Source organism: Agrobacterium sp. ST15.13.013 (assembly GCF_027956525.1).
Classification (GTDB): Bacteria; Pseudomonadota; Alphaproteobacteria; order Rhizobiales; family Rhizobiaceae; genus Agrobacterium; species Agrobacterium salinitolerans.
This window is the reverse complement of sequence record NZ_JAQKGP010000024.1, coordinates 1-22,879: the sequence shown is the minus strand read 5'-3', so window position 1 is coordinate 22,879 and position 22,879 is coordinate 1. Positions and strand designations below refer to the sequence as shown.

The 22,879-nt window shown below is 59.0% G+C and carries 21 protein-coding genes; 9 read left to right on the top strand and 12 right to left on the bottom strand.

Annotated features, from left to right (window positions below; all coding sequences use genetic code 11):
* The first annotated feature begins 12 nt into the window (after positions 1-12).
* The 6 genes from thiC to PL597_RS20720 all read left to right on the top strand — a co-directional run bounded on the left by thiC (position 13) and on the right by PL597_RS20720 (position 5,278).
* A complete protein-coding gene (gene thiC / locus PL597_RS20745; protein ID WP_271366171.1) occupies positions 13-1,836 on the top strand; it encodes a phosphomethylpyrimidine synthase ThiC in 1,824 nt (607 codons plus the stop codon).
* Between the two features lies 1 nt (position 1,837).
* Positions 1,838-2,842, top strand: coding sequence for a glycine oxidase ThiO (gene thiO, locus PL597_RS20740; RefSeq protein WP_271366170.1), 1,005 nt, complete (start codon positions 1,838-1,840; stop codon positions 2,840-2,842).
* Complete coding sequence (gene thiS, locus PL597_RS20735) at positions 2,811-3,008, top strand: sulfur carrier protein ThiS (RefSeq protein WP_077985561.1); 198 nt, start codon at positions 2,811-2,813, stop codon at positions 3,006-3,008. The genes thiO and thiS overlap by 32 nt, the downstream gene beginning before the upstream one ends.
* Before the next feature lie 4 nt (positions 3,009-3,012).
* On the top strand, positions 3,013-3,786 hold the full coding sequence (locus PL597_RS20730) for a thiazole synthase (protein ID WP_077985562.1): 774 nt from the start codon (positions 3,013-3,015) through the stop codon (positions 3,784-3,786).
* Between the two features lie 88 nt (positions 3,787-3,874).
* The gene (locus tag PL597_RS20725) at positions 3,875-4,879 is read left to right on the top strand and encodes a P1 family peptidase (protein ID WP_271366169.1); all 1,005 of its coding nucleotides are present in this window, start codon (positions 3,875-3,877) and stop codon (positions 4,877-4,879) included.
* A 3-nt stretch (positions 4,880-4,882) separates the two neighbouring features.
* On the top strand, positions 4,883-5,278 hold the full coding sequence (locus PL597_RS20720) for a winged helix-turn-helix domain-containing protein (RefSeq protein ID WP_271366168.1): 396 nt from the start codon (positions 4,883-4,885) through the stop codon (positions 5,276-5,278).
* Here PL597_RS20720 and modC read toward each other — a convergent pair.
* The 4 genes from modC to PL597_RS20700 all read right to left on the bottom strand — a co-directional run bounded on the left by modC (position 5,247) and on the right by PL597_RS20700 (position 9,381).
* Positions 5,247-6,323 (bottom strand): molybdenum ABC transporter ATP-binding protein, encoded by a 1,077-nt coding sequence (gene modC, locus PL597_RS20715; protein WP_271366167.1) that lies wholly within the window; start codon positions 6,321-6,323, stop codon positions 5,247-5,249. The genes PL597_RS20720 and modC overlap by 32 nt on opposite strands.
* Entirely contained in the window at positions 6,320-7,027 is a 708-nt protein-coding gene (gene modB / locus PL597_RS20710; RefSeq protein WP_137412224.1) for a molybdate ABC transporter permease subunit, read from the bottom strand. Before modB ends, modC begins: the two co-directional genes overlap by 4 nt.
* 53 nt (positions 7,028-7,080) lie before the next feature.
* Complete coding sequence (gene modA, locus PL597_RS20705; protein ID WP_191217261.1) at positions 7,081-7,872, bottom strand: molybdate ABC transporter substrate-binding protein; 792 nt, start codon at positions 7,870-7,872, stop codon at positions 7,081-7,083.
* A 225-nt stretch (positions 7,873-8,097) separates the two neighbouring features.
* The gene (locus tag PL597_RS20700; RefSeq protein WP_271366166.1) at positions 8,098-9,381 is read right to left on the bottom strand and encodes an NAD(P)/FAD-dependent oxidoreductase; all 1,284 of its coding nucleotides are present in this window, start codon (positions 9,379-9,381) and stop codon (positions 8,098-8,100) included.
* Between the two features lie 130 nt (positions 9,382-9,511).
* Here PL597_RS20700 and PL597_RS20695 point away from each other — a divergent pair, with 130 nt between their 5' ends.
* Together PL597_RS20695 and PL597_RS20690 are read left to right on the top strand one after the other, a co-directional pair.
* On the top strand, positions 9,512-10,438 hold the full coding sequence (locus PL597_RS20695) for a LysR family transcriptional regulator (RefSeq protein ID WP_269824723.1): 927 nt from the start codon (positions 9,512-9,514) through the stop codon (positions 10,436-10,438).
* Positions 10,439-10,541: 103 nt separating this feature from the next.
* Positions 10,542-10,778 (top strand): Lrp/AsnC ligand binding domain-containing protein, encoded by a 237-nt coding sequence (locus PL597_RS20690; RefSeq protein WP_003521320.1) that lies wholly within the window; start codon positions 10,542-10,544, stop codon positions 10,776-10,778.
* A gap of 323 nt (positions 10,779-11,101) precedes the next feature.
* Here PL597_RS20690 and PL597_RS20685 read toward each other — a convergent pair whose 3' ends face one another.
* The 3 genes from PL597_RS20685 to epmA all read right to left on the bottom strand — a co-directional run bounded on the left by PL597_RS20685 (position 11,102) and on the right by epmA (position 13,797).
* Positions 11,102-11,293, bottom strand: coding sequence for a hypothetical protein (locus tag PL597_RS20685; RefSeq protein ID WP_003492264.1), 192 nt, complete (start codon positions 11,291-11,293; stop codon positions 11,102-11,104).
* A 378-nt stretch (positions 11,294-11,671) separates the two neighbouring features.
* A complete protein-coding gene (locus PL597_RS20680) occupies positions 11,672-12,736 on the bottom strand; it encodes a lysine-2,3-aminomutase-like protein (protein WP_271366165.1) in 1,065 nt (354 codons plus the stop codon).
* Complete coding sequence (gene epmA, locus PL597_RS20675; protein WP_271366164.1) at positions 12,733-13,797, bottom strand: EF-P lysine aminoacylase EpmA; 1,065 nt, start codon at positions 13,795-13,797, stop codon at positions 12,733-12,735. The genes PL597_RS20680 and epmA overlap by 4 nt, the downstream gene beginning before the upstream one ends.
* Before the next feature lie 251 nt (positions 13,798-14,048).
* Between epmA and efp the strand changes: the two genes are divergently transcribed.
* Positions 14,049-14,618 carry an elongation factor P gene (gene efp, locus PL597_RS20670; RefSeq protein ID WP_065114199.1) on the top strand — a complete coding sequence of 190 codons (570 nt, stop codon included), beginning with the start codon at positions 14,049-14,051 and terminating at the stop codon, positions 14,616-14,618.
* 108 nt (positions 14,619-14,726) lie between these two features.
* On the opposite strand, the gene PL597_RS20665 is transcribed toward efp, so the two are convergent.
* From PL597_RS20665 to PL597_RS20645, 5 genes are all read right to left on the bottom strand, one after another.
* On the bottom strand, positions 14,727-16,181 hold the full coding sequence (locus tag PL597_RS20665; RefSeq protein ID WP_271366163.1) for an efflux transporter outer membrane subunit: 1,455 nt from the start codon (positions 16,179-16,181) through the stop codon (positions 14,727-14,729).
* A gap of 149 nt (positions 16,182-16,330) precedes the next feature.
* Positions 16,331-19,420, bottom strand: coding sequence for an efflux RND transporter permease subunit (locus PL597_RS20660; RefSeq protein ID WP_137412217.1), 3,090 nt, complete (start codon positions 19,418-19,420; stop codon positions 16,331-16,333).
* Positions 19,421-19,473: 53 nt separating this feature from the next.
* Positions 19,474-20,676, bottom strand: coding sequence for an efflux RND transporter periplasmic adaptor subunit (locus tag PL597_RS20655; protein ID WP_077985574.1), 1,203 nt, complete (start codon positions 20,674-20,676; stop codon positions 19,474-19,476).
* A gap of 199 nt (positions 20,677-20,875) precedes the next feature.
* A complete protein-coding gene (locus PL597_RS20650; protein WP_271366162.1) occupies positions 20,876-21,535 on the bottom strand; it encodes a TetR/AcrR family transcriptional regulator in 660 nt (219 codons plus the stop codon).
* Between the two features lie 3 nt (positions 21,536-21,538).
* Positions 21,539-22,489, bottom strand: coding sequence for a phosphoribosylaminoimidazolesuccinocarboxamide synthase (locus tag PL597_RS20645; RefSeq protein ID WP_271366161.1), 951 nt, complete (start codon positions 22,487-22,489; stop codon positions 21,539-21,541).
* Positions 22,490-22,879: the final 390 nt, after the last annotated feature.

Sequence of the window (22,879 nt, the reverse complement as noted above, 5' to 3'; positions counted from 1 at the left end):
TGGAGCCTCAAGATGAATATCGCTGCCAAGACTATCCCGCTTACGGTCACCACCGGGCCGCATGCCGCCTCCACGAAAATCCACAAAGCCGGCATTCTACATTCCCATATTCGTGTGCCGATGCGCGAGATCGCCGTTCATCCCACAGCCGGCGAACCGCCGGTGACGGTCTATGATTCTTCCGGCCCCTATACCGATCCTGCCCATGCCGTTTTGATTGAAAAGGGTCTGCCGCGCCTGCGTCGAGACTGGGTCGTGGCCCGCGGTGATGTCGAGGCTTATGAGGGGCGACACGTCAAGCCGGAGGATAACGGCTTTGCCACAGGCGAGCGCCTGACGCCTGAATTCGGTGTGCGTCACCAGCCGCTGAAAGCGACGGCGGGCAAGGCGGTTACGCAACTTGCCTATGCCAGGGCGGGCATTATCACGCCGGAAATGGAATTCATCGCCATCCGCGAAAATCTCGGGCGCGAGGCCGTGAAAGAAAAGCTCGCGCGTGACGGCGAAAGCTTTGGCGCGCATATTCCTGATTATGTCACGGCGGAATTCGTGCGTCAGGAAGTGGCGTCGGGCCGCGCCATCATTCCGGCCAATATCAACCACCCGGAACTTGAGCCGATGATCATCGGCCGCAATTTTCTCGTCAAGATCAACGCCAATATCGGCAATTCCGCCGTCACCTCCTCCATGGCTGAAGAGGTGGAGAAGATGGTTTGGGCCATCCGCTGGGGTGCGGATACCGTCATGGACCTGTCGACCGGCCGCAACATCCACAATATCCGCGAATGGATCATCCGCAACTCGCCGGTGCCGATCGGCACGGTGCCGCTTTATCAGGCGCTTGAGAAGGTCAACGGCATTGCCGAGGACCTCACCTGGGAAGTGTTCCGCGACACGCTGATCGAGCAGGCGGAACAGGGCGTGGATTATTTCACCATCCATGCCGGCGTGCGGCTGCATTACATCCCGCTCACCGTCAACCGCGTCACCGGCATCGTTTCGCGCGGCGGTTCGATCATGGCCAAATGGTGTCTGCATCACCACAAGGAAAGTTTCCTTTATGAGCATTTCGACGAGATTTGCGACATTTGCCGCGCCTATGACGTCTCCTTCTCGCTTGGTGATGGCCTGCGTCCCGGGTCGATTGCCGATGCCAATGACGCGGCTCAGTTTGCCGAGCTGGAGACGCTCGGCGAGTTGACGCAGATCGCCTGGGGGAAGGATTGCCAGGTGATGATCGAAGGCCCCGGCCATGTGCCGATGCACAAGATCAAGGAAAACATGGACAAGCAGTTGAAGACCTGCGGCGAGGCGCCCTTCTATACGCTCGGGCCGCTTACCACCGATATTGCGCCCGGTTACGATCACATCACGTCGGGCATCGGTGCTGCGATGATCGGCTGGTTCGGAACGGCGATGCTCTGCTACGTCACGCCCAAGGAACATCTCGGCCTGCCTGACCGTAACGACGTGAAGGTCGGCGTCATCACCTACAAGATCGCTGCCCACGCCGCCGATCTCGCCAAGGGCCATCCGGCAGCACAGGTGCGGGACGATGCGCTGTCGCGCGCGCGGTTCGAGTTCCGTTGGGAGGACCAGTTCAACCTGTCGCTGGACCCGGATACGGCGCGCTCCTTCCATGACGAGACGTTGCCAAAGGAAGCGCACAAGGTCGCGCATTTTTGCTCCATGTGCGGGCCGAAATTCTGCTCGATGCGGATTTCCCACGATATCCGCGCCGAGGCGCAGAAGGAGGGGCTGGAGGCCATGGCCGCACGCTTCAAGGAAGGCGGTGAACTCTATATGCCGCTCGCAACGCCTGCGAATACCGAATAGCATGCGCATTCTAGTCAAGGGAACGGGGGTCGCCGGTTTGACGGCGGCCTTCGAACTGGCGCGGAGCGGCATTACTGTCGAGGTCTGCGAGCGCAATGCCGAACCCTCTCGCGGTGCATCCTGGTATGCGGGCGGCATGTTGGCGCCCTGGTGCGAGCGTGAAAGCGCTGAAGCGGCGGTTCTGACGTTCGGTCAGGCGGCGCTCGACTGGTGGGATGACGCGACACCCGGCCTTGTCGTGCGGCACGGTACGCTGGTCGTTGCGCTAGCCCGCGACAAGGTGGAGCTTTCGCGTTTCGCATCGCGGACCGCTGGCTATCGCTGGGTGGATGAGGGCGAAATCGCCGCGCTGGAGCCTGATCTTGCCGGGCGATTTCGTTCTGGGCTTTATTTCCCGGGCGAGGGGCACCTCGATCCGCGTCTTGCACTGAAATCGCTGCATGAGCGGCTCTGCACCATGGGTGTACGGTTCCATATGGGTATCCCGTTGGATGAAGAGCCGTTCGACCGCGTGGTGGATTGCACTGGCTCTGCGGCAATCGGCGGGATTTCCGATCTTCGCGGTGTGCGGGGAGAAATGCTCTATCTCGCCACGCCGGAGGTTTCCCTGTCTCGTCCTGTCCGGCTGCTGCATCCGCGCATTCCGCTTTACATCGTGCCGCGCGAGCCGGGTCGTTTCATGGTGGGCGCAACGATGATCGAGACGGAAGATGCGGGCGCCATTTCCGCCCGCTCGATGATGGAGTTCCTGAATGCCGCCTACGCCGTGCATCCGGCTTTCGCGGAGGCGGAAATCATCGAGACGGGCACCGGCGTGCGCCCCGCCTATCCTGACAATCTGCCTGATGTCACGCAGGATGGCCGGACCATTTTCATCAACGGCGCGCACCGGCACGGCTTTCTGCTGTCGCCGGCGATGGCGCGGCAGGCGGCTGAAGTCGTTTGCCAAACTCTCTCTCAAAAGGAACGGGATCATGAAACTTCTGGTGAATGGCGACGAGCTTGATCTCGCCGCCGAGACGCTGGCCGGCCTGCTTGCCAGCCTCGAATACGAGGGTGAGTGGCTGGCGACGGCGGTGAACGGTGACCTGGTGCATTCGGAAGAGCGCGCCGATTATAGGTTGAAGGCCTTTGACCGTATCGAAATCCTCTCGCCGATGCAGGGAGGCTGAAACCATGCTGACGCTCTATGGCCGCGAGGTCTCATCCCGTCTCCTGCTCGGCACCGCGCGCTATCCGTCTCCTGCCGTGCTTGCCGACGCCGTGCGGGCGAGCAACACGGATATTTTGACAATTTCGCTGCGCCGGGAAACGGCGGGCGGCAAGAAGGGCGGTCAGTTTTTCGAGCTTATCCGCGAGCTGGATTGCCAAATTCTGCCTAATACCGCCGGCTGCCACACGGTCAAGGAAGCGGTGCTGACGGCAAAGATGGCCCGCGATGTGTTCCGCACTAACTGGATCAAGCTGGAGGTTATCGGCCATCACGATACGTTGCAGCCCGATGTCTTCGCACTTGTCGAGGCGGCGAAAATCCTCTGCGACGATGGTTTCGAGGTCTTTCCTTATACGACGGACGATCTGGTCGTCGCTGAGAAGCTGCTGGAGGCGGGTTGCAGGGTACTGATGCCCTGGTGCGCGCCGATCGGCAGCGCCATGGGACCGCTCAATCTAACGGCGCTGAAATCCATGCGGGCGCGTTTTTCGGATGTGCCGATGATTGTCGATGCCGGTATCGGCCGCCCGTCCCATGCGGTCACGGTGATGGAGCTTGGTTACGATGCCGTTCTGCTCAACACGGCGGTTGCGGGCGCGGGTGATCCGGTCGGCATGGCGGAGGCTTTCGCTCGCGCCATAGAAGCCGGCCATCAGGCATATCTCTCCGGGCCGCTGGAGCCGAGGGACATGGCCGTTCCCTCGACGCCGGTGATCGGAACGGCTGTTTTTTCCTGATCGCGGCTTGTCGTCGACATCAGGCACGTCACGTTTTGCGTTGACAGTGCCTGATGGTGGCGGGATACCGGGAGAAAAGGGAAACGGCATGGCGGCACTCACCAATCTTCTGACTGACATAGGCGGCGTTTCGGTCGGTAATGTCACCGATCTTGCCCTTGGCTCCGGTGTTACGGCGATTGTTTTCGAAAAGCCCGTCATCGCTTCCGGTTCTGTTTTGGGTGGTGCGCCGGGCGGGCGCGATACCGGCCTGCTCGACCCCGCGATGACGGTGGAAACGGTGGACGCCTTCGTGCTGTCGGGCGGTTCTGCCTTCGGACTGGATGCGGCGGGCGGCGTTCAGGCCGGGCTGCGCGAAATCGGGCGTGGCCTGCAGGTGGGGTCCACCCGCGTTCCCATCGTGCCGCAGGCGATCCTGATGGATCTGCTGAATGGCGGTGATAAGGGCTGGGGTCTGCATTCACCCTATCGCGAGATGGGATATGCGGCCTTCAAGGCGGCGCGTGCGACGCCCTTCGAACTCGGAACAGCCGGTGCTGGAACGGGTGCGACGACCGCCACCTTCAAGGGCGGGCTCGGCTCCGCAAGCACCGTCAGTTCCGGCGGTTATAAGGTGGCGGCCATCGTTGCCGTCAATGCGCTCGGCTCCGCAACGGTTGGAACGAGCCGCCATTTCTGGTCCGCGCCGTTTGAAGTGCGGAGTGAATATGGCGATTGCGGTTTTCCCGATCGTTTCGAGCGGGATCATACCGCGCTGCGCCTCAAGGGGGTCAATCTCACGGCAACGACCATCGGTGCGGTGGTGACGGATGCCGCGCTCACCAAGGCGCAGACGCATCGCCTTTCCATCATGGCGCATGACGGTTTGGCGCGCGCCGTTCTGCCCGCCCATCTGCCAAGCGACGGCGACACCATGTTCGCGGCCGCGACCGGTGAAAAGCCGCTTGAGGGCGGCGTTCATTTCGCCGAACTTTGCCATCTTGCCACCATCGTGATGGCGCGCGCGGTGGCGCGTGGCGTCTATGAGGCGACGGCCTTGCCGGTGGATGGAGCGCAAAAGGCCTATCGCGATCTTCATGGACGGAGTCTTTGAACAATGAGTGAGGCCCTCGCTCCACTGAAACCTGTTCTTCGTATCGATTTTCCGCCCGGAGAGCGATTGGGGCACGGCAAGATCGAATTGATGGAGCGGATTGTCGAGACCGGCTCCATCTCTGCCGCCGGGCGGGCGATGGATATGTCCTATCGTCGCGCATGGCTGCTGGTGGATGCGCTGAACCATATGTTCCGGAAACCGGTTATTGAATCGCAGCGCGGCGGCAAACAGGGCGGCGGTGCGGCGCTGACCGCTTTCGGCACTGAGGTGCTGGAGCGTTATCGCGGCATGGAAAAACGGATGAACGAGGCCTTGCGCGCCGATATCGACTGGCTGGAGGCCAATCGTAATCCCGACGCGGCCCTCAATAGGGATCAAGCGCCGCCGACTTTATGATCGCATGCACTGGTCTTCCGGGTTCCAGCTGCAGCCTCTCGCGTGACAGATCGGTGATGCGCGACTGGATGATGTCGCCGCCGCAATCCACCTGAACCGTGACCATGCCGTCTTCACTGGCTGAGACAGTTGCGACACGACCCTCGAGAATGTTGAGGGCGCTCAAGCCTTCGGGTTTTACGGTTGCCAGCATCACGTCACGCGCCGGTATAAGCACGCGCGCCGGGCTGCCGGATGTTCCCCTTTTGGCCGGAACATGGAGCAGCATGGTCTTTAGCCGCACAGCGGCAAGTCCGTGCCGCTCATCAAAGCTTTCAATGTGCCCGGAAAGAATGCTACCCGCCTCGCGCCGTTCGAGATGCGTGCTGAAATCCGGTCTAGAAAGCACGTCGGCCGCTTTTCCCTGCGCCTCCACCTTGCCGTCCTTTATCACCACGATGCGGTCTGCGAGGCGGGCGACCTCCTGAATAGAGTGGCTGACATAGACAACAGGGATTTTCGTCTCGTCGCGCAGCCGTTCGAGATAAGGAATGATCTCGGCTTTCCGCTGCTCGTCCAGCGAGGCGAGCGGTTCGTCCATCAGCAGCAGTCTGGGGGAAGAAAGCAGTGCGCGGCCGATGGCAACGCGCTGTTTTTCGCCGCCCGAGAGTTTGTTTGGACGCCGCTGCAAGAGATGGCCGATGCCGAGCATGTCGATGATATGGTCTTCCTGCGCGACCTTCGTTTTGTCTGCGGTGAACCAGCTACCGTAGTGCAGATTTTGCGCCACGCTGAGATGCGGGAAAAGCCGCGCCTCCTGAAAGACATAACCGAAACGGCGTTTATGGGCCGGCACGAACAGTCGCTTTTCGCTATCGGCCAGCACTTCGCCGTCCAGCAAAACCTGCCCCTCATCCGGTTGCAGCAGGCCGGCAATGATACGGATCATTGAGGTCTTGCCGGAACCGGAGCGTCCAAACAGCGCGGTGACGCCGCCTTGCGAGGTGAATGACGCATCGAGTTCGAAGGAGCCGAGGCGATGGCGGGTGGTGACCGAAAGTGTCATTCCATGCTCACCCGTTTGCCGATGATGCGGGCCAGAAACTCCGAGACGAGCAAAGCGAGCATGGAAATCACGACGGAGACAATGGTTAGCCGCAACGCACCGGCATCGCCGCCCGGAACCTGGGTGAAGGTATAGATGGCGGCGGACAAAGTCTGGGTCTCGCCGGGAATATTGGACACGAAGGTGATGGTCGCGCCGAACTCGCCCATGGCCTTGGCGAAAGCCAGGATCATGCCGGCGATGATGCCAGGCAATGTCAAAGGAAGCGTGACAGTAAGGAAAACCCAGAACGGGCTTGCCCCCAATGTGCCCGCCGCTTCCTCCAGCTTTCGGTCCACCGCTTCGATGGAGAGCCGGATGGAACGCACCATCAGCGGAAAGGCCATCACGGCGCAGGCGAGCGCCGCCCCGGTCCAACGGAAGGAAAAGACGATGCCGAACCAGCTATCGAGAAATTGCCCGATCGCGCCCCGGCGCCCGAACAGGACGAGTAGCAGAAAGCCGGTGACGACGGGTGGCAGGATGAGCGGCAGGTGGACGATGCCATTGAGGAGAGACTTGCCCCAGAAGCGGCCGCGCGCCAGCGCCACGGCAACCGCAATGCCGAAAGGCAGGCTGGCGAGCATGGCGATGGAGGACACCCACAGGCTGAGCCTGATTGCCGTCCATTCTTCAGGGCTGAGTGTCCACCAAGGCAATGCCATATCCTGCAATCGTCATCTCTCGCGGCCAATAGGCTGGGCTCACGAAAGGCAGTTTATTTCAAAACGGTAAAGCCTTGCTTTTCGAAGAAGGGCGTTGCCTTGGCCGATTTCAGGAAATCCAGATAGGCTTTTGCTGCCGGGGACTTGGCTTCCGAAAGAATGGCGACCGGGTAGATGATCGGCGGATGGCTGTCTTCCGGGAAGGCGCCGACGATCTTCACACCCGGATCGGCGGCGGCATCGGTCTGGTAGACGATGCCATAGGGGGCTTCGCCGCGCGAGACGAGCAGCAGCGCGGCACGCACGCTTTCCGCGCCGGCGACCTTTTGTTCGACCGAGGACCAGACCCCGAGTTTTTCCAGAGCGGCCTTGCCGTATTTGCCCGCCGGTACGGAATCGACTGCGCCCATGGCCAGACGGCCGTCGCCCACCAGAGCAGCAAGATCGAAGCCCTGCTTGATCTCGACCGGCTTTGCCTTGTCAGCCGGAGCGACGAGAACGATGCGGTTGCCGAGAAGATTGGAGCGGCTGTCAGCGTTGATCAGCTTCTTTTCGGCGATATAGTCCATCCATGCAAGGTCGGCGGAAATGAAGATATCCGCCGGTGCGCCCTGCTCGATCTGCTTGGCCAGCGCCGAGCTTGCTGCATAAGAAACGGTTGCTTCGTTACCGCTTTCCTTTGCCCATTCGGCATTGATGGCGTCGAGGGCGTTTTTCATGCTCGCGGCGGCAAACACCGTGACTTTTTCGGCTGCATGGGTCGGAACGGCCGCGAGTGAGGCCGCCATCCAGAAGGATGTGGCTGCGGCAATGGTTTTGAGAAAGCTGCGACGCAAAAGTCTCATGGTGTGTTACCCCGTTTCAAAATATTCCTATGAATATATCGATAGGCCTATAGGGCAATCATTATATTTTCAAGGATATATCGCTGGGGTGGAAAAAAGCCCTTAGCGGGCTGGCTGAATCCTGGTGAGAAGCATAGGGATGAGGGACGGTGAGCGCATCTGATAACGGCGAACGTCGTAATGAAGCATCGGCCCGAACGTTCGTGTCGTGCGTTGGAAGTCCGATCAAAAACGCTCGCCGGCGAAATGGGCGATCTGTGCGCCTGCCTCGTAATAGGCTTCCTTAATCCCCCGCAAATTCTGCGCTTTCGGCTCCGTCACGGGTAGGGGCAACTCGGCTTCAGCAATCTCACCGAGAATATACTGCGCGATCACCGTGCCGAAGGCCGTGCCCGGCGCAATGCCGCGGCCGTTATAGCCCGAGAAGCCGACGACGTTCTCCGCAAATTTGTGAAACCGTGGAACGGCATTGTCCGTCATGCCGATCTGGCCATACCATTCACATTCGAATTCCGTGTCTCCAAGCTGCGGGAAAAGCCGCTTCAGCGATCGTTTTGCCCAGGCACGATGAATGGCGGCGCCGGTGCCGCGTAGCGCACCGACACTGCCGAAAACCAACCGGCCGGCTTTGTCCATGCGGAAGGATGAGAGAATCTCCTTCGTATCCCAGCAACCTTCACGGCCGGGCAGGATGCTCTTTTGCAGGTTGTCGCCGAGCGGTCTCGTCGCGAAATTGAAATAGGGTAGGTAGATCTGTTCATCGCGAACGATCTGCCATGGGCCGGTGCTATAGGCTTCGGTGGCCACAACGATCCAGTTGGCGGTTACAGACCCTTGCGGCGTCTTCACCACCCATTTTCCGTTGCTGCGTTCGGTCGCTACCACGGGGCTTTCGGTGTGCAGACGTGCACCCGCTTTCCGGGCGGCTGCGGCAAGGCCTCGAACATAAGCGAGCGGCTGTATCGTACCGGCGCGTGTATCCAGAAGCGCACCGGAATAGGCCGTGCTGCCGGTACGTCTCGCTGTCTCCTCGGCATCAAGAATGCGGACAGGTGCGCCTCTCGCAGCCCATTGTTCGCAGCGCTCGCGGATTTCGGCGAGCCCTTTGTCGCCGACGGCACAATGCAGCGTGCCGTTTTTTTCGATTTCGCAGGGAATCGCGTGTTTCTCCACCAACTCGCGAACGAGGAGGGGCGCATTGCCCAGAAGATCGAGAAGCCGTTCGCCGTAAGTCGAACCCAGCACGCCGGGCAGTTCTTTCGGCATGACCCACATGCCGCCATTGATGAGACCGACATTGCGGCCGGCGCCGCCGAAGCCGATTTCCCTTGCTTCGAGAAGAACGACATCCACACCGCATTCGGCAAGATGAAGGGCGGCGGACTGGCCGGTGAAGCCACCTCCGACAATGACGACATCAGCAACCGTTGCGCCCTCCAAGGCGGGCGTTACGGGCGGCTGTGGCGCGGTCTTTTCCCAGAGGCCATGCGAGCGGGGGTCATTATACATCGTTCCACCATGTTCCGGGCCAGTTCATTTGTTCTTCGTATGAGTGACAAGCCCTTGTTTATAGGACTTTACAAGCGGTCTTGCCTGTTGAATATCGACATATCGTCAAGAGTTCATTCCGTGAGGGAATATGGTGCTGCCGCCACGCCGTTTTCTGCCGTCGCTTTCGCTGCTGGCGGCTTTCGAAGCTGCGTCTCGCACGGGCAGCGTCACCGCCGCGGCGAGGGAACTGGGGCTGACGCAGGGTGCGGTCAGCCGCCAAATTCTGGCGCTTGAAGAGCAGCTTGGCGCGGCGCTATTCCTGCGCGAGAGGCAGACGATCCGGCTGACAAGGGCCGGGGAGGGTTATGCAAGGGAAATCCGCGAGGCGCTGCGGCGAATATCGACGGCTTCACTCAACCTGCGCGCCAATCCGGATGGCGGCACGCTCAATCTCGGCGTCCTGCCGAGCTTCGGCACGCGCTGGCTGGTGCCGCGTCTTCCCGATTTCATTGCCAGACACCCGGGCGTTTCGGTCAATCTTCTGACGCGATCATCGCTATTCGATTTCCGCACGGACACTGTTGATGCGGCGATCCATTTCGGATTGCCGCATTGGCCGGGCACCGAGCTGGTTTTCCTGATGCATGAAAAGGTCATTCCGGTCTGCAGCCCGGCCTTCAAGGAGCGACACGGACTTTCAAAGCCGGACGATCTGCTGCATGTCCCGTTGCTGCACATGACGACCCGGCCGGACGCCTGGGAACAATGGTTTCGCAGTCATTGCGTCAGTTTCGACAATGTGCATGGCATGCTTTTTGATCAGTTCACGACGATTGCCGAGGCGGCGAGCGCCGGTGTCGGGGCGTCGCTCATTCCGTCCTTCATGATCGAGGAAGAGTTGCGAAGCGGTCGTCTGGTTGCGGCTGTCGCGGGGGAAGTGGAGAGCGAGGAAGCCTATTATCTCGCTTGTATGCCGGATCGCGCTGGTTATGCTCCGCTTGAGAGTTTTCGGCGATGGATCGTTTCCGAGGCCGCAATTGGGGCGAACGGCATGCCGGGCCAGTTTTCGGCGTAATCCGGTAACCGGCCTTGCAAGACGGACGCAGCTCAGCCAATAGTGCGCCATGACGCGTGGCACGAGCAGCCATGCACCGAAAGTTCAAATACGGGAGATGTCCGTGAAGCCCATTTTTGTTCAGCTTCAATGTGAGCCCGGCAAGACCTATGATGTCGCCGACGCTATCTACAAAACGGAACTGGTTTCCGAGCTTTATTCCACCAGCGGTGAATATGATCTGTTGCTGAAAATCTATCTGCCGCAGGAAGAGGATATCGGCAAGTTCATCAACCAGAACATCGTCAATATTCCGGGAATCGTGCGCTCGCTGACGACGCTGACGTTTACCGCGTTTTGATGCAGCCTATCTGACGATACATGCGGGCCGCGGGGTAGAGCCCCAGGAGTGCCATTTTGCACGGGGGCCATGCGCCACTTTGATTTTGCTGGAATGTTTTCTGCCTGAGGATGGGAAGCAGGTGGGGTGCCTTTATGCTCTATTCTTCAGGGCAGATTTGGCGATCTGCGGTCAGCGAAATGCAGGCAGCCGGATTATCGCGCAAGACATGCAAGAGAAGAGGCATGCAAGAGAAGAGCGCGCCATCGGACCGCTGTTCGGGGTCCGATATTTGGCGCGGCCTAATTTTGACGGTTCTGTGAGCGGGCGAAAGTTTTCCCGCATCAGGCGACTGCGGCCAGATTCCGGTTGCGCACGAGATCGCGGATGGCAATCCGCACGTCGTCGGCGCTGTCGAACTTCTGTTCGTCCAGATCGTGAACGTGGAACTTCACCGCGATGAACTTCAGCCGGTCGTTGTCCGGTATGACGATGCCGACGGGTTCGCCAGCGAATTCAATAACTTGCTTTTGCATAGGTATACTCCCGCTGTGGCTTATTTACACAGCATGTTGTCGAACTGATTTTTAGGAAATTGAGACCGTCAGGTCACATTCGACAGCAGCGGGAACACGTGGATTTAAATCCAGCATTCCAGGACTCAAGACCAAGGATTGCGTTGATGTTGATATGTTTTGACATGACACACTCCCTGTATTGGTGTTGGCCCAGAATCAGGAGACTCGTTCTCCAGTTCCACACTGATAATCCAGACCAGCACTAAAATCAATGCTGATTGTTATAGGTAGAATATTTTTCTTTATGATGACAGGAGAGGGGCGGAATTGTGAAATTTTTGTTTTCGGCCGAGGCCGCCACGAAAAGCCCGGTGCAGCGGGCTTTTTATGTTTGTTTTAATTGCCGCCGGTATCGGGCGGTGGGTAAATATGATCGTTTCCGTTGAAATCGGAAACGGAGTAACAGCCATCGCGGGTCTTTTCGGCCGCATTTCGGCTGATAGCGGCCTTGCCGTGACCGCCGGGAATGTCGAGAACATAGGTCGGCTGGCAGAGCCCGGAGACGTTTCCGCGTAACGCCGAAACGATTCGCTGGCCCTCGTCGATCGTTAGCCGGAAATGGCTGGTGCCGGGCGCAAGATCGGGATGATGCAGATAATAGGGCTTGATACGGGTCTCGACAAAGGCGCGCATCAACTCGGCAAGAACCGCCGGGTCGTCATTGACGCCTTTCAAAAGGACGGTCTGGCTGACCATCGCGATGCCGGCGTCGATCAGGCGCGCCGAGGCGCGCCTTGCGGTTTCGCTGAGTTCACGGGCATGATTCGCGTGCAGGGCCACATAGGTGGTTTTGCCGCTGGCCTTCAGCGCATCGATCAGTGCCACGTCGATACGGTCGGGATCGACCACCGGCACGCGGGTATGGAATCGGACGATCTTCACATGCGGTATGTTTTTCAGGCGCGTCATCAGGTCAGACAGGCGCCGGGGGGAAAGCACCAGCGGATCGCCACCGGTCAGGATGACCTCCCAGATGGCGGGGTTCGCATTTATATAGTCGAATGCGGCGTCAAGCTCAGCCGGGCTCATCATGCCATTGCCCTGCGGTCCGACCATTTCCCGGCGGAAACAGAAGCGGCAATAGACGGGGCAGACGTGCACCGCCTTTAGAAGAACCCGGTCGGGATAACGGTGGACGATGCCGTGGACGGGGCTGTGTGCGTCGTCGCCAATCGGGTCGTCGCGCTCTTCGGGAAGGTGAACGAGTTCGGCCGCGTCCGGTACGAATTGCCGGGCAATGGGATCCTGCGGGTCGCGGCTGTCGATCAGCCCGGCAATCGATGGCGTGATGGCGAGTGCGTAACGCTGCGTCACCGCGCGCAGGTTCTCCAGCGCTTCGGCTTCAATCAGCCCCGCTTCGAGAAGCGCTTCGGGTGTGTTGATGATCTCAAGCCCTGTCATCGTCCATATTCCGCGACTGGGGCCCACATGACGAGATCGATACGGGGCGCGCCTGTCGCCAGCATCACCAGCCGATCGAACCCGAGTGCTATGCCGCTTGCAGGCGGCATGATGGCGAGTGCGGCCAGAAAATCCTCGTCCAGCGGATAGGTCTCGCCGTAAATGCGCTGCTTCTCGGCCATTTCCATTTCGAAACGCCGTCTCTGCTCAGTCGCGTCGGTCAATTCACCAAAGGCGTTGGCGAGTTCAACGCCGCAGGCATATAGCTCGAAACGCTCCGCCACCCGCGCATCCCCAGAGGACTTGCGGGCAAGGGCCGCTTCTGCGGTCGGATATTCGTCAAGAATGGTCGCTCTGCCGAAACCCAGTTCCGGTTCCACCCTTTCCACGATGACACGGCTGAACATATCCGCCCAGGTATCGTCATCGGCCACGCGAATGCCGGCATTGGTGAGGCTCGCGGCAAGATGGCGACTGTCGGTTTCGCCGTTTCGGCTGATGGTGGCCAGCAGGTCCACACCGGCATATCGCTCGAAGGCTTCGGCGACGCTTACCCGCTCAGGTTCGAGAAACGGATCGACGCTGCGACCACGATAGGTGAAACTCTTCGCCTTTGCGGTTTCAGCTGCCAGCGCCAGAAGATTGGCGCTGTCCTTCATCAGGCTCTCATAGTTTTCGCCGACCCGATACCACTCCAGCATGGTGAATTCCGGATGGTGCAGAGGGCCTCTTTCCCGGTTTCTGTAAACATGGGCAAAACAGGTGATGCGTTTTTCACCTGCGGCGAGCAGCTTCTTGCAGGCAAATTCGGGAGAAGTGTGAAGATAAAGCGGCGCGGCGTCGCCGGCCGGCGTCAGGCCTTGCGTAGCGAAAGCATGCAGATGAGCCTCGTTGCCGGGGGAAACCTGCAATGTCGCGGTATCGACCTCAAGAAAATCGGCGCTGGCGAAATAGCCGCGAAAGGCCGACTGGATCGCATTGCGCCCAATGAGAAACGCGCGTCGATCCGAGTGGACATCAGGCGTCCACCATGGCGACATTGTCTCTTTGCTTGCGCGCATTCTCAGTTCTTTTCCGTCTTCTCTGCGGCGCTCAATTGCGGATAAATGGCCCGCAAAACGCCTGATCGCATCATTTAAAGCATTTCCGGGCGGAAAACCGCTAGGCACTCTTCCGCGAATTGCTGTAGAAGGCTGGCAATTCGTGCGGATTTAAGGTAGTTGCGCCCCAGAAAAAAGACAAAACGTCTGCCGGGGCCGGTGCTGCCACGCAGTCCTTTACGACGCATTTCATCGAGTTACAAGGAAGTCATATGGTCAAGGTTATCGCCTCATCCGTCCGCAAGGGCAATGTTCTCGACGTGGACGGCAAGCTTTACGTCGTTCTCACTGCGCAGAACTTTCACCCCGGCAAAGGCACGCCGGTCACGCAGGTGGACATGCGCCGCATCGTTGACGGCGTGAAGGTCTCCGAGCGCTGGCGCACCACCGAGCAGGTCGAGCGGGCTTTCGTCGAAGACCTGAACTTCCAGTTCCTTTATGAAGACGGCGAAGGCTTCCACTTCATGAACCCGGAAAACTACGATCAGGTCGTGGTCGATGTCGAGACGATGGGTGACCAGAAGGCCTATCTTCAGGAAGGCATGACCTGCGTTCTTTCCATCCACGAAGGCAATCCGCTGGCCGTTGAACTACCGCGTCACGTCACGTTGGAAATCACGGAAACCGAACCGGTCGTCAAGGGCCAGACGGCGTCTTCTTCCTACAAGCCGGCAATTCTCTCCAATGGCATCCGCACCATGGTGCCACCGCATATCGATGCCGGTATCCGCGTGGTCATCGCGACCGAAGACAATTCCTACGTCGAGCGCGCCAAGAACTGAGCCTGACGACAGGGTAGACAAAAAGCACCGGGTGACCGGTGCTTTTTTATGTCTGCAACAAAAAAGCCCGCGTCAAGACGCGGGTTTTTGTTTGTCTTTTTGATCTGATTACATGCGCTTGGCAGCAACCGCGGCGGCGATCGTCGGACCGCCCTTCGATGTGGTCGTCTGGCCGACGGCGTAACCACCACCGAGTGCAACGCTCAATGCCACGTAATCCTGCGCGGCCTGCTGGATGGCCGTTGCAAGCTGGGACTGGGCGTCGGAGACGTTACGCTGGGCGTCGAGAACATCGAGGAGCGAGGACGCGCCATCGCGATAGCTGGCCGTCGCGAGCGAGAGCGCTTCCTGATAGGAGGAAACGGTTCTGCGATAGGCACTGACCGTCTGCTGGTCGCGATTAAGAGCAGTCAAAGCGTTTTCGACTTCTTCCACCGCATTCAGAACGGTTGCCTTCCACGCAAGGTATTGTTCACGGGCAACGGACTTCTGAATGTCGACGCCAGCGCGCAGTCTTCCGCCATCAAGGATCGGCAGCGTGATCGAAGGACCAAAGCCCCAGCCATTGGCCGTGCCGCTCGCGCCATTGCTGATCTTGCTAAAGCTCGGCGTGATCGAACCACTCAGCGTGATGCTGGGATAAAGCTGTGCCTCGGCAACGCCGATATCGGCAACGGCAGCCGCAAGCTGGCGTTCAGCAACGCGTATATCCGGTCTGTTGCGGATAAGGTCGGCCGGTACACCCGTGCGCGGAATGGTTCGGGCAACAGGCTGGCGCGCGCCTCTCTGAAGTTCCATGACAAGCGAGTCGGCCGGCATGCCAAGCAAGGTTGCGATGCGGTGTGCCGCCCGCCGGAAATTCGTTTCCAGCGCCGGCATTTGAGCCAGGGTGGAATTTACGAGGCCTTCGGACTGAACGACATCGAGGCGCGAAGCCGCACCGGCGTCCAGCTGCAGCTTCGTCAGGCTGAGCGTCTCGCGACGGGATCCCAGGTTCTGACGGGCGATCTCAAGGCGCTCCTGATAATAGCGCACGTCGATGTAGGCAGACGTAACAGCGGAGATCAAGGTCAAGCGCTGAACGTTGGCCGTTGCATAGGCGGCATCGAGCGATGCGCCCGCGCTTTCCTGAGCGCGGCGGTATTGGCCGAACAGGTCCAGCAACCAGCCGACGTTAAAAGCATTGCTCGTCGTGTTGGTGACGTTATCGTTCGTGGAAGGCAGGCTGCCACCGCTGCCCTGTGTCTGATGACGGAATGTGGAGGTCAGGCTCGGCAGAGAGCCGGCGCCAGCAACGGTGATGTTGGATTGAGCCTGATTGATACGCTCGATCGCCTGCAGGACCGTCAGGTTCTGCGTGAGGCCCGTGGAAACATAACCATTGAGGCGGCTGTCGTTGAATGCATTCCACCATGCCACGGTGCTGATGTCGCCATTACTGGTTTTTCCGGCTTCCGCAAACTTTCCCGGCAATTGAATTTCCGGCGTTTTGTGGTCGGGCCCGACGACGCAGCCTGAGAGCAGCAGCATTGTCAGGGGAAGAGTAGCGCGAATAGACAGCATGTAATTTTCCCAATTCTTAGGTTGGCTTACCGAGCGCGGCTTGCTGACAAACGGGCTGCGCGGTCGATATGCCCTAGAAACGTGCATTAGCCAAATCGGCAACATTTCTAGCAGCGTATTAACGGTTGGCACAGCCCATTTTTGTTTTGTTAACGCCTTGAAAGGCGGCGAATGATGACGAAAAAGGACGGAACGAAGAAAATTCCGAGCAGTGTTGCAGAAAGCATACCACCCAGAACCCCGATTCCGATTGCATTTTGCGCGGCGGAACCCGCTCCAGTTGCGATTGCCAGAGGCACGACACCCAGGATGAAAGCCAGCGACGTCATGATGATCGGACGCAGGCGCAGCTTGGCTGCCTCCAGCGCCGCTTCCACAAGACTTAACCCGTGCTCCTGCCTCTCCTTGGCGAACTCGACGATCAGGATCGCGTTTTTCGCCGCGAGACCGATAGTCGTCAGCAGGCCCACCTTGAAGTAAACGTCATTCGTCTGGCCGAAGAAATGGGCCGCAGTCAAAGCGCCGAGGACACCCACCGGAACGGCCAGAATGACCGAGAAGGGGATCGACCAGCTTTCATAGAGAGCGGCAAGGCAGAGGAACACGATCAGTACCGACAACGCATAGAGCATCGGCGCCTGAGAGCCGGAAAGGCGTTCCTGATAGGAAATGCCCTGCCACGCCACCGTGTAGCCGCCCGGCAGGCTCGCCGTCAGCCGTTCCATCTCGTCCATGGCGTCACCGGATGCAACGCCTGCACCGGCGGTGCCTTCGAGCGAGATGGCGCCCGTGCCGTTGAAGCGGGCGAGAGACGGAGGCGCATTGATCCATTTCACTTCGCTGAAGGAAGAGAAAGGCACCATTTCGCCATTGGTATTGCGGGCGTACCAGAACTTGAGGTCGTCCGGCTGCATGCGATAGGGCGCATCACCCTGGACATAGACCGGCTTCAGCTCGCCGTTGAGCGTGAAGTCGTTGACATCCCGGCCGGCAAAGATCGTCGACAGCATGAGGTTCACTGAGGACAGATCGACCCCCATGGCTCCCATCTTTTCCTGATCGAGAACGATCTTCATCTGCGTTTCATTGTCCTGGTTGCCGCTTCTGAGCGAGCTGACCTTCGGATTGCTGGTCGCCAGCGCGATCAGTTCCTTGGACGTGGCGGTTAGTGCCTCGGTGCCGTTGCGGCCGCTATCCACGAGATACATCGAGAAACCGCTCGATGTGCCCATGCCCTGAATGGCCGGTGGTAGAAGCGGGAAGACCTGCGCGTCGCGGAAACCGAAGAAGGTGCCCATGGCGCGCTGAACGATGGCACCGGCATGTTGATCCGGCGCCGTGCGTTCTTCGAAATCCTTGAGCTTGGTGAAAACGATGGCGTTGTTCTGGCCAGAACCGCTGAAGCTGAAGCCGAGCACGCCGAAGACCGATTCGACATTGGCGGCTTCCTTTTCGCGGAAGTAGTTTTCAACCTGCTTCACCACCTCGTTGGTGCGTTCGATGTTCGAACCGGTCGGGGTTTGAATGATCGTCAGAAGAACACCCTGGTCTTCCTGCGGCAGGAACGAGCTAGGCAGCTTGCTGAAGAACCAGACGCAGCCTCCGATAACGACCGCGAAAATGATCATCACGCGCAGCGGACGCTTCAGCAGATAGCCGATGGAGGACACATAACCGTCCGTCGTTTTGCCGAAGCCGCGGTTGAACCAGGCGCCCGGTCCGCGCTGCTTCTTGTGATGGTCGATCGGTTTCAGCATCGTGGCGCAAAGCGCCGGTGTCAGAACGATGGCGACCACAGCCGACAGCAGCATAGCTGACACGATGGTGATCGAGAACTGGCGATAGATGATGCCGGTCGATCCGCCGAAAAAGGCCATCGGAATGAACACGGCGGTCAGCACGAGTGCGATACCAACGATAGCACCGGTGATCTCGCCCATCGACTTTTCCGTCGCCTCAACCGGCGACAGGCCTTCTTCCGACATGATACGTTCGACGTTTTCGACGACGACGATGGCGTCGTCCACGAGAAGGCCGATGGCAAGCACCATGGCGAACATGGTCAGCGTGTTGATCGAATAACCTGTCAACGCAAGCACGCCGAATGTGCCCAAGAGAACCACCGGCACGGCGATCATGGGAATGAAAGTGGCTCTGAGGTTTTGCAGGAATACCAGAAGTACCACGAAGACGAGAATGATCGCCTCGATCAGCGTGTGCACCACTTTCTCGATCGACAGTTTCACGAAGGGCGTCGTGTCATAGGGATATTCAATCGAAACCCCCTCGGGCAACGAACCCTCGACATTCGTCAGGGCCGCTTTCACGCGGGCCGCCGTGTCGAGCGCGTTGGCGCCCGTGGCGAGGTTGACTGCGAAACCGGCGGACGGACGGCCGTTTGAACGGGAATCACCGCCATAGGTTTCCTGGCCGATTTCGATGCGCGCCACGTCGCTGAGGCGAACGGTAGCGCCATCCTTCTCGACTTTGAGAATGACCTTCTCGAAATCGGCGACGGTGGTGAGCTGGCTCTGCGCCGTTACCGTCACGTTGAGCTGCTGGCCCTTGACGGCCGGTACCGCGCCGAGCGAGCCGACCGAAACCTGGGTGTTCTGGCTCTGGATGGCGCTGGTGACGTCGGCCGTGGTCAGCTGGTATTTGTTGAGCTTGAACGGATCCAGCCAGATGCGCATCGCATATTCAGAACCGAAGACGTTGATGCTGCCCACACCCTCAAGACGCTTGATCTGGTCCTCGACACGCGAGGAGAACACGTCGCCGAGATCGGCCGAGTTGCGTTTGCCATCGGTCGAGATCAGCGCCCCGACCATCAGAATGCTCGATGTCGAGCGGCTGACCTGGATACCCTGCTGCTGCACGGTATCGGGCAATTGCGACTGGACAAGCTGCAATTTGTTCTGCACCTGAACCTGCGCAATGTCAGGCAGAATGCTGTTGCCGAAGGTCAGCGTCACTTCGGCGCTGCCCGTCGAGGACGACGATGTCATATAGGTGAGGTCATCGAGGCCGGTCATGCCGTCCTCGATGATGGTCGTCACCGATTTTTCGACGGTTTCGGCGCTGGCTCCGTTATAAGTCGCGCTGACGCGAACCGTCGTCGGCGCAATATCCGGGTACTGCGAAATGGACAATGTCCAGATCGCGAGGGCGCCGCCCAGCATGATGACGATGGCGATAACCCATGCAAATACGGGGCGCCGGATGAAGAAATGGGCCATGGCAGTCCTGCCTTACCTTTTACGAGCTTCGACCGAGGGTTTCGTGCTCATGCTTATTTCGTGGGGGCGGCGGCAGGCGGAGCTTGCTGCGGCAGAACGACGATACCGCGATCGTCGATGGTCACTTCAACCGGTGCGACAGTCGCGCCTTCGGCAATCCACTGGAAGCCATCAACGATCAGCTTGTCGCCATCCTTGACGTTTTCCGTCACCAGCCAGGCGTTGCCCGACTGCTGACTGGACGGGAAGGTGCGGGTTTCCACCTTGTTTTCCGCCGTCACGAACTTCGCCGTCAGTTCGCCACTGGCGTTGCGGCTCGCGGCGCGCTGCGGAATGCGGAAGCCTTTTTCCTTGCCGATGGTCAACGTGGCGCGAACATAGGTGCCGGGAAGCAGGAGATCGTCCGGGTTCTCGAACAGGGCGCGGATGGAGAAGGTGCCGGTGGTTTCGCTCACCGCCATGTCGGACATGTCGATCTTGCCGTCATGCTTGTATTCGGTGCCGTCTTCCAGCGTCAGGTGAATACCGGTCTCCTTCGTGTCGCCGCCGAGCTGGCCCGACGAGATCGCTTTTTTCAGACGCAGAAGATTGATGCTGGATTCCATCAGGTCGATATAGATCGGATCGATGCGGCGCAGCGTCGTCAAAGCCGTCGTCTGGTTGGCCGTCACCACGTTGCCGATGCTGAAGGCTGTTGCGCTGGTGATGCCGTCGAAGGGGGCGCGGACCTTGGTGAGATCGAGGTTGATTTCCGCCGTTTCCAGCGCAGCCTTGGTCTGCGCCACATCGGCTTGCGCCTGCAGCAGCGTCACCTTGGCGTTTTCATATTCGATCTGCGTCGCGCCGCTGTTGACCAGACGTTCGTAACGGGCAAGGTTCGCCTCGGCGCTCGGAACGCTTGCTTCCGCCTTCGCCACGCTCGCCTTGGCCTGCGCCACTTCTGCCAGATAGGTATTGTCCTCGATCTGGTAGAGAACATCGCCCTGCTTGACCTCGCTGCCTTCCTTGAAGGGAATTTCGCGGATGATGCCGGTGACGCGCGGGCGGATTTCCGCTGTCTGGAACGCGCTGGCGCGACCGGGCAGGACCGTGGTCAAGGGGTATTCCCCGGTCTTCATCAGGATGACGCTGACCGGAGACGGCGGACGCTCCGTATTCTGGGCGGCGTTCTGGCTGCTCTCGCCGCCATCGCTGCAACCCGCCAGAAGGGCGGTTACACACAGAGAAGCAAATAGGGGCAAAATACGTCGGCTCATTGTTCTTCCCTGCGTATCGATCGCATTCAACTATAAGCGCAATGTCGCTCGGCGGATGCGCGTCCGGAAACAGACACAAAAGGCGAAGGCCTTGGAAGTGACCCATTTCGCTCATTCTGCCCGGACCGCCACGCCCATAGAAGCGCAGGCTTATGCGCTTCGCAAGCAATTGCGAGAAGGTGACGTAAATTGGGAATCGTCACTTAGCAAGCGGATTGCGCAACCCCGCATCGATTAAATCGACGAGTTGATCGCAACGTGTTGCTAAATTGCCGATGTCTTCCCGTGCCAGGAGGACGGGATGGATTACGCTTGTAAGCGCGTGGAGCACGGTGTTCGCAAGGGGCGGAATGTCGGCGGGGGCATAGATTCCCGCAGCGACACCGTCACGGATAATGTCGGCCAGAAGGTTTGCAATGACGGATTTGTAATAGTCGCCGCATTTCATGTCCTGCTTTGCCGTCATCAGGATCATTTCGAATATGTAGGGATTGTCGTTTAAATCCCGGTGGTGCTGTTCCATCAGGGTGCGTGTTAGATGGCGCAGTCTCGAAAGCGGCTCGTGGCTTTTATCCAGCGGCTTGATGTCCCGTTCGAACGCGCCGATCTGCTCGAAAGCGATCGCATCAACGAGTGCGTTCTTGGAACTGAAATTCTTGAAGACATTCGCAGGCGACATGCCGAGCGCCGCGGCGATATCCGCAATCGCCACCGCATTGAAACCGCGCTGGCGGAAAAGCTCTTCGGCTTTGGCGAGAATGTCCCGCCGGGTTTCCTCGGCGGAACGACGAGGCCGGCGCCGCACGGGAAGGTCATTCTTCCTGTCGCCCTTTCTCGCCTGTTCGATCGTTTTGCTCACGGGTCAGACTCCGGGGAAGAACGGCTCCAGATTCCGGCGTATCCTTGCAAGCGGCGTTTCGCCGCTATCGTCGGGAACGAAGCGCTGTCCGGTGATGCGTTCATAAGCATCAATATAAACCTTGGAGGTCTGCAGGACGAGATCCTGCGGAATTTCGGGAACGTCGTCCTTATAAGGGTCGCAGCGTTCGGCGACCCAGGCTCTTACGAAATCCTTGTCGAAGCTTGCCGGCCGCGTTCCGTTGCGGAAACTTTCCTCGTAGCTGTCAGCCATCCAATAGCGGCTGCTGTCCGGCGTATGGATTTCGTCAGCCAGGATGATCGTACCGTTCTCGTCCGTCCCAAATTCATATTTTGTGTCGACGAGAATGAGCCCCTGCTTTGCGGCAATTTCCTGTCCACGCTTGAACAGCGCCAAGGCGTAACGGGAAAGCGTGTCCCATTGCTCCTGCGTCAACAGTTTCTTCCCGACGATCTCTGTGGGCGTCAGCGGCTCGTCGTGGCCGCCATCGAATGCTTTGCTCGTTGGTGTGATCACCGGTTCGGGCAAAATCTGGTTGTCCTTCATTCCATCAGGCAGGCTCATGCCATACATCTGCCTTTCACCCTTCTTATAAAGGGTGAGGATCGAGGTGCCCGTCGTGCCGGCCAGATATCCTCGAACCACGACTTCGACCGGCAATATGTCGAGCCTCTTGCCGATAACGACATTCGGATCGGGATAGCTGACCACATGGTTGGGGCAGATATCCTTGGTATGCTCGAACCAGTAGCGCGCCGTCTGGGTGAGCACCTGTCCCTTATAAGGGATGCATGTGAGGATACGGTCGAAGGCGCTCAGGCGGTCGGTGGATATGATGACGCGGTTACCGTCGGGCAGGTCGTAGTTTTCCCGGACCTTTCCGCGGTAGTAATTCGGCAGCTCGGGAATGACGGCTTCATCAAGAATGCGCACGGGCTCTCCAATTCTTGGCTTTATAGGGACGTTGGACGCCCCGATCTGACTGAAACTCCTGTCCGTTCCTATTGCATGTTTCCCGAAGCAGGGCCAGTCGGCAGGTAAAGGAGGCCGTTGGACCCTATTTATTAGATGAAACTCAAAACTCTCATTAAATAACAATAACTTACGAAAAATGTCAGTTTTTTGACGATAGGTGTGTTGACTTGTTTGGTGTGGTTCTCTTATAAGTCCGCTCACTGAACGAGGGCGGCGGCGCTGCTGGCGACGAAGTCTTTCGTTCTAAATAAATCAAGAAGATGAGCTGAATGCTTGTTTGTTTCCGGGGTTTTGAGCCTTGGGGGATTGATTGATTGACTGCTTAGTGTGGTCTGTTTTTTGACAATT

Coding starts and splice junctions, on each gene's coding strand:
- PL597_RS20720 (WP_271366168.1), top strand. CDS start 4,883: ATGAGTGAGGCCCTCGCTCCACTGAAACCTGTTCTTCGTATCGATTTT.
- modA (WP_191217261.1), bottom strand. CDS start 7,872: ATGAGACTTTTGCGTCGCAGCTTTCTCAAAACCATTGCCGCAGCCACA.
- PL597_RS20655 (WP_077985574.1), bottom strand. CDS start 20,676: ATGAGCCGACGTATTTTGCCCCTATTTGCTTCTCTGTGTGTAACCGCC.
- PL597_RS20660 (WP_137412217.1), bottom strand. CDS start 19,420: ATGGCCCATTTCTTCATCCGGCGCCCCGTATTTGCATGGGTTATCGCC.
- PL597_RS20665 (WP_271366163.1), bottom strand. CDS start 16,181: ATGCTGTCTATTCGCGCTACTCTTCCCCTGACAATGCTGCTGCTCTCA.
- PL597_RS20730 (WP_077985562.1), top strand. CDS start 3,013: ATGCTGACGCTCTATGGCCGCGAGGTCTCATCCCGTCTCCTGCTCGGC.
- thiS (WP_077985561.1), top strand. CDS start 2,811: ATGAAACTTCTGGTGAATGGCGACGAGCTTGATCTCGCCGCCGAGACG.
- PL597_RS20680 (WP_271366165.1), bottom strand. CDS start 12,736: ATGACAGGGCTTGAGATCATCAACACACCCGAAGCGCTTCTCGAAGCG.
- thiC (WP_271366171.1), top strand. CDS start 13: ATGAATATCGCTGCCAAGACTATCCCGCTTACGGTCACCACCGGGCCG.
- epmA (WP_271366164.1), bottom strand. CDS start 13,797: ATGCGCGCAAGCAAAGAGACAATGTCGCCATGGTGGACGCCTGATGTC.
- efp (WP_065114199.1), top strand. CDS start 14,049: ATGGTCAAGGTTATCGCCTCATCCGTCCGCAAGGGCAATGTTCTCGAC.
- thiO (WP_271366170.1), top strand. CDS start 1,838: ATGCGCATTCTAGTCAAGGGAACGGGGGTCGCCGGTTTGACGGCGGCC.
- PL597_RS20725 (WP_271366169.1), top strand. CDS start 3,875: ATGGCGGCACTCACCAATCTTCTGACTGACATAGGCGGCGTTTCGGTC.
- modC (WP_271366167.1), bottom strand. CDS start 6,323: ATGACACTTTCGGTCACCACCCGCCATCGCCTCGGCTCCTTCGAACTC.
- PL597_RS20700 (WP_271366166.1), bottom strand. CDS start 9,381: ATGTATAATGACCCCCGCTCGCATGGCCTCTGGGAAAAGACCGCGCCA.
- modB (WP_137412224.1), bottom strand. CDS start 7,027: ATGGCATTGCCTTGGTGGACACTCAGCCCTGAAGAATGGACGGCAATC.
- PL597_RS20695 (WP_269824723.1), top strand. CDS start 9,512: ATGGTGCTGCCGCCACGCCGTTTTCTGCCGTCGCTTTCGCTGCTGGCG.
- PL597_RS20685 (WP_003492264.1), bottom strand. CDS start 11,293: ATGCAAAAGCAAGTTATTGAATTCGCTGGCGAACCCGTCGGCATCGTC.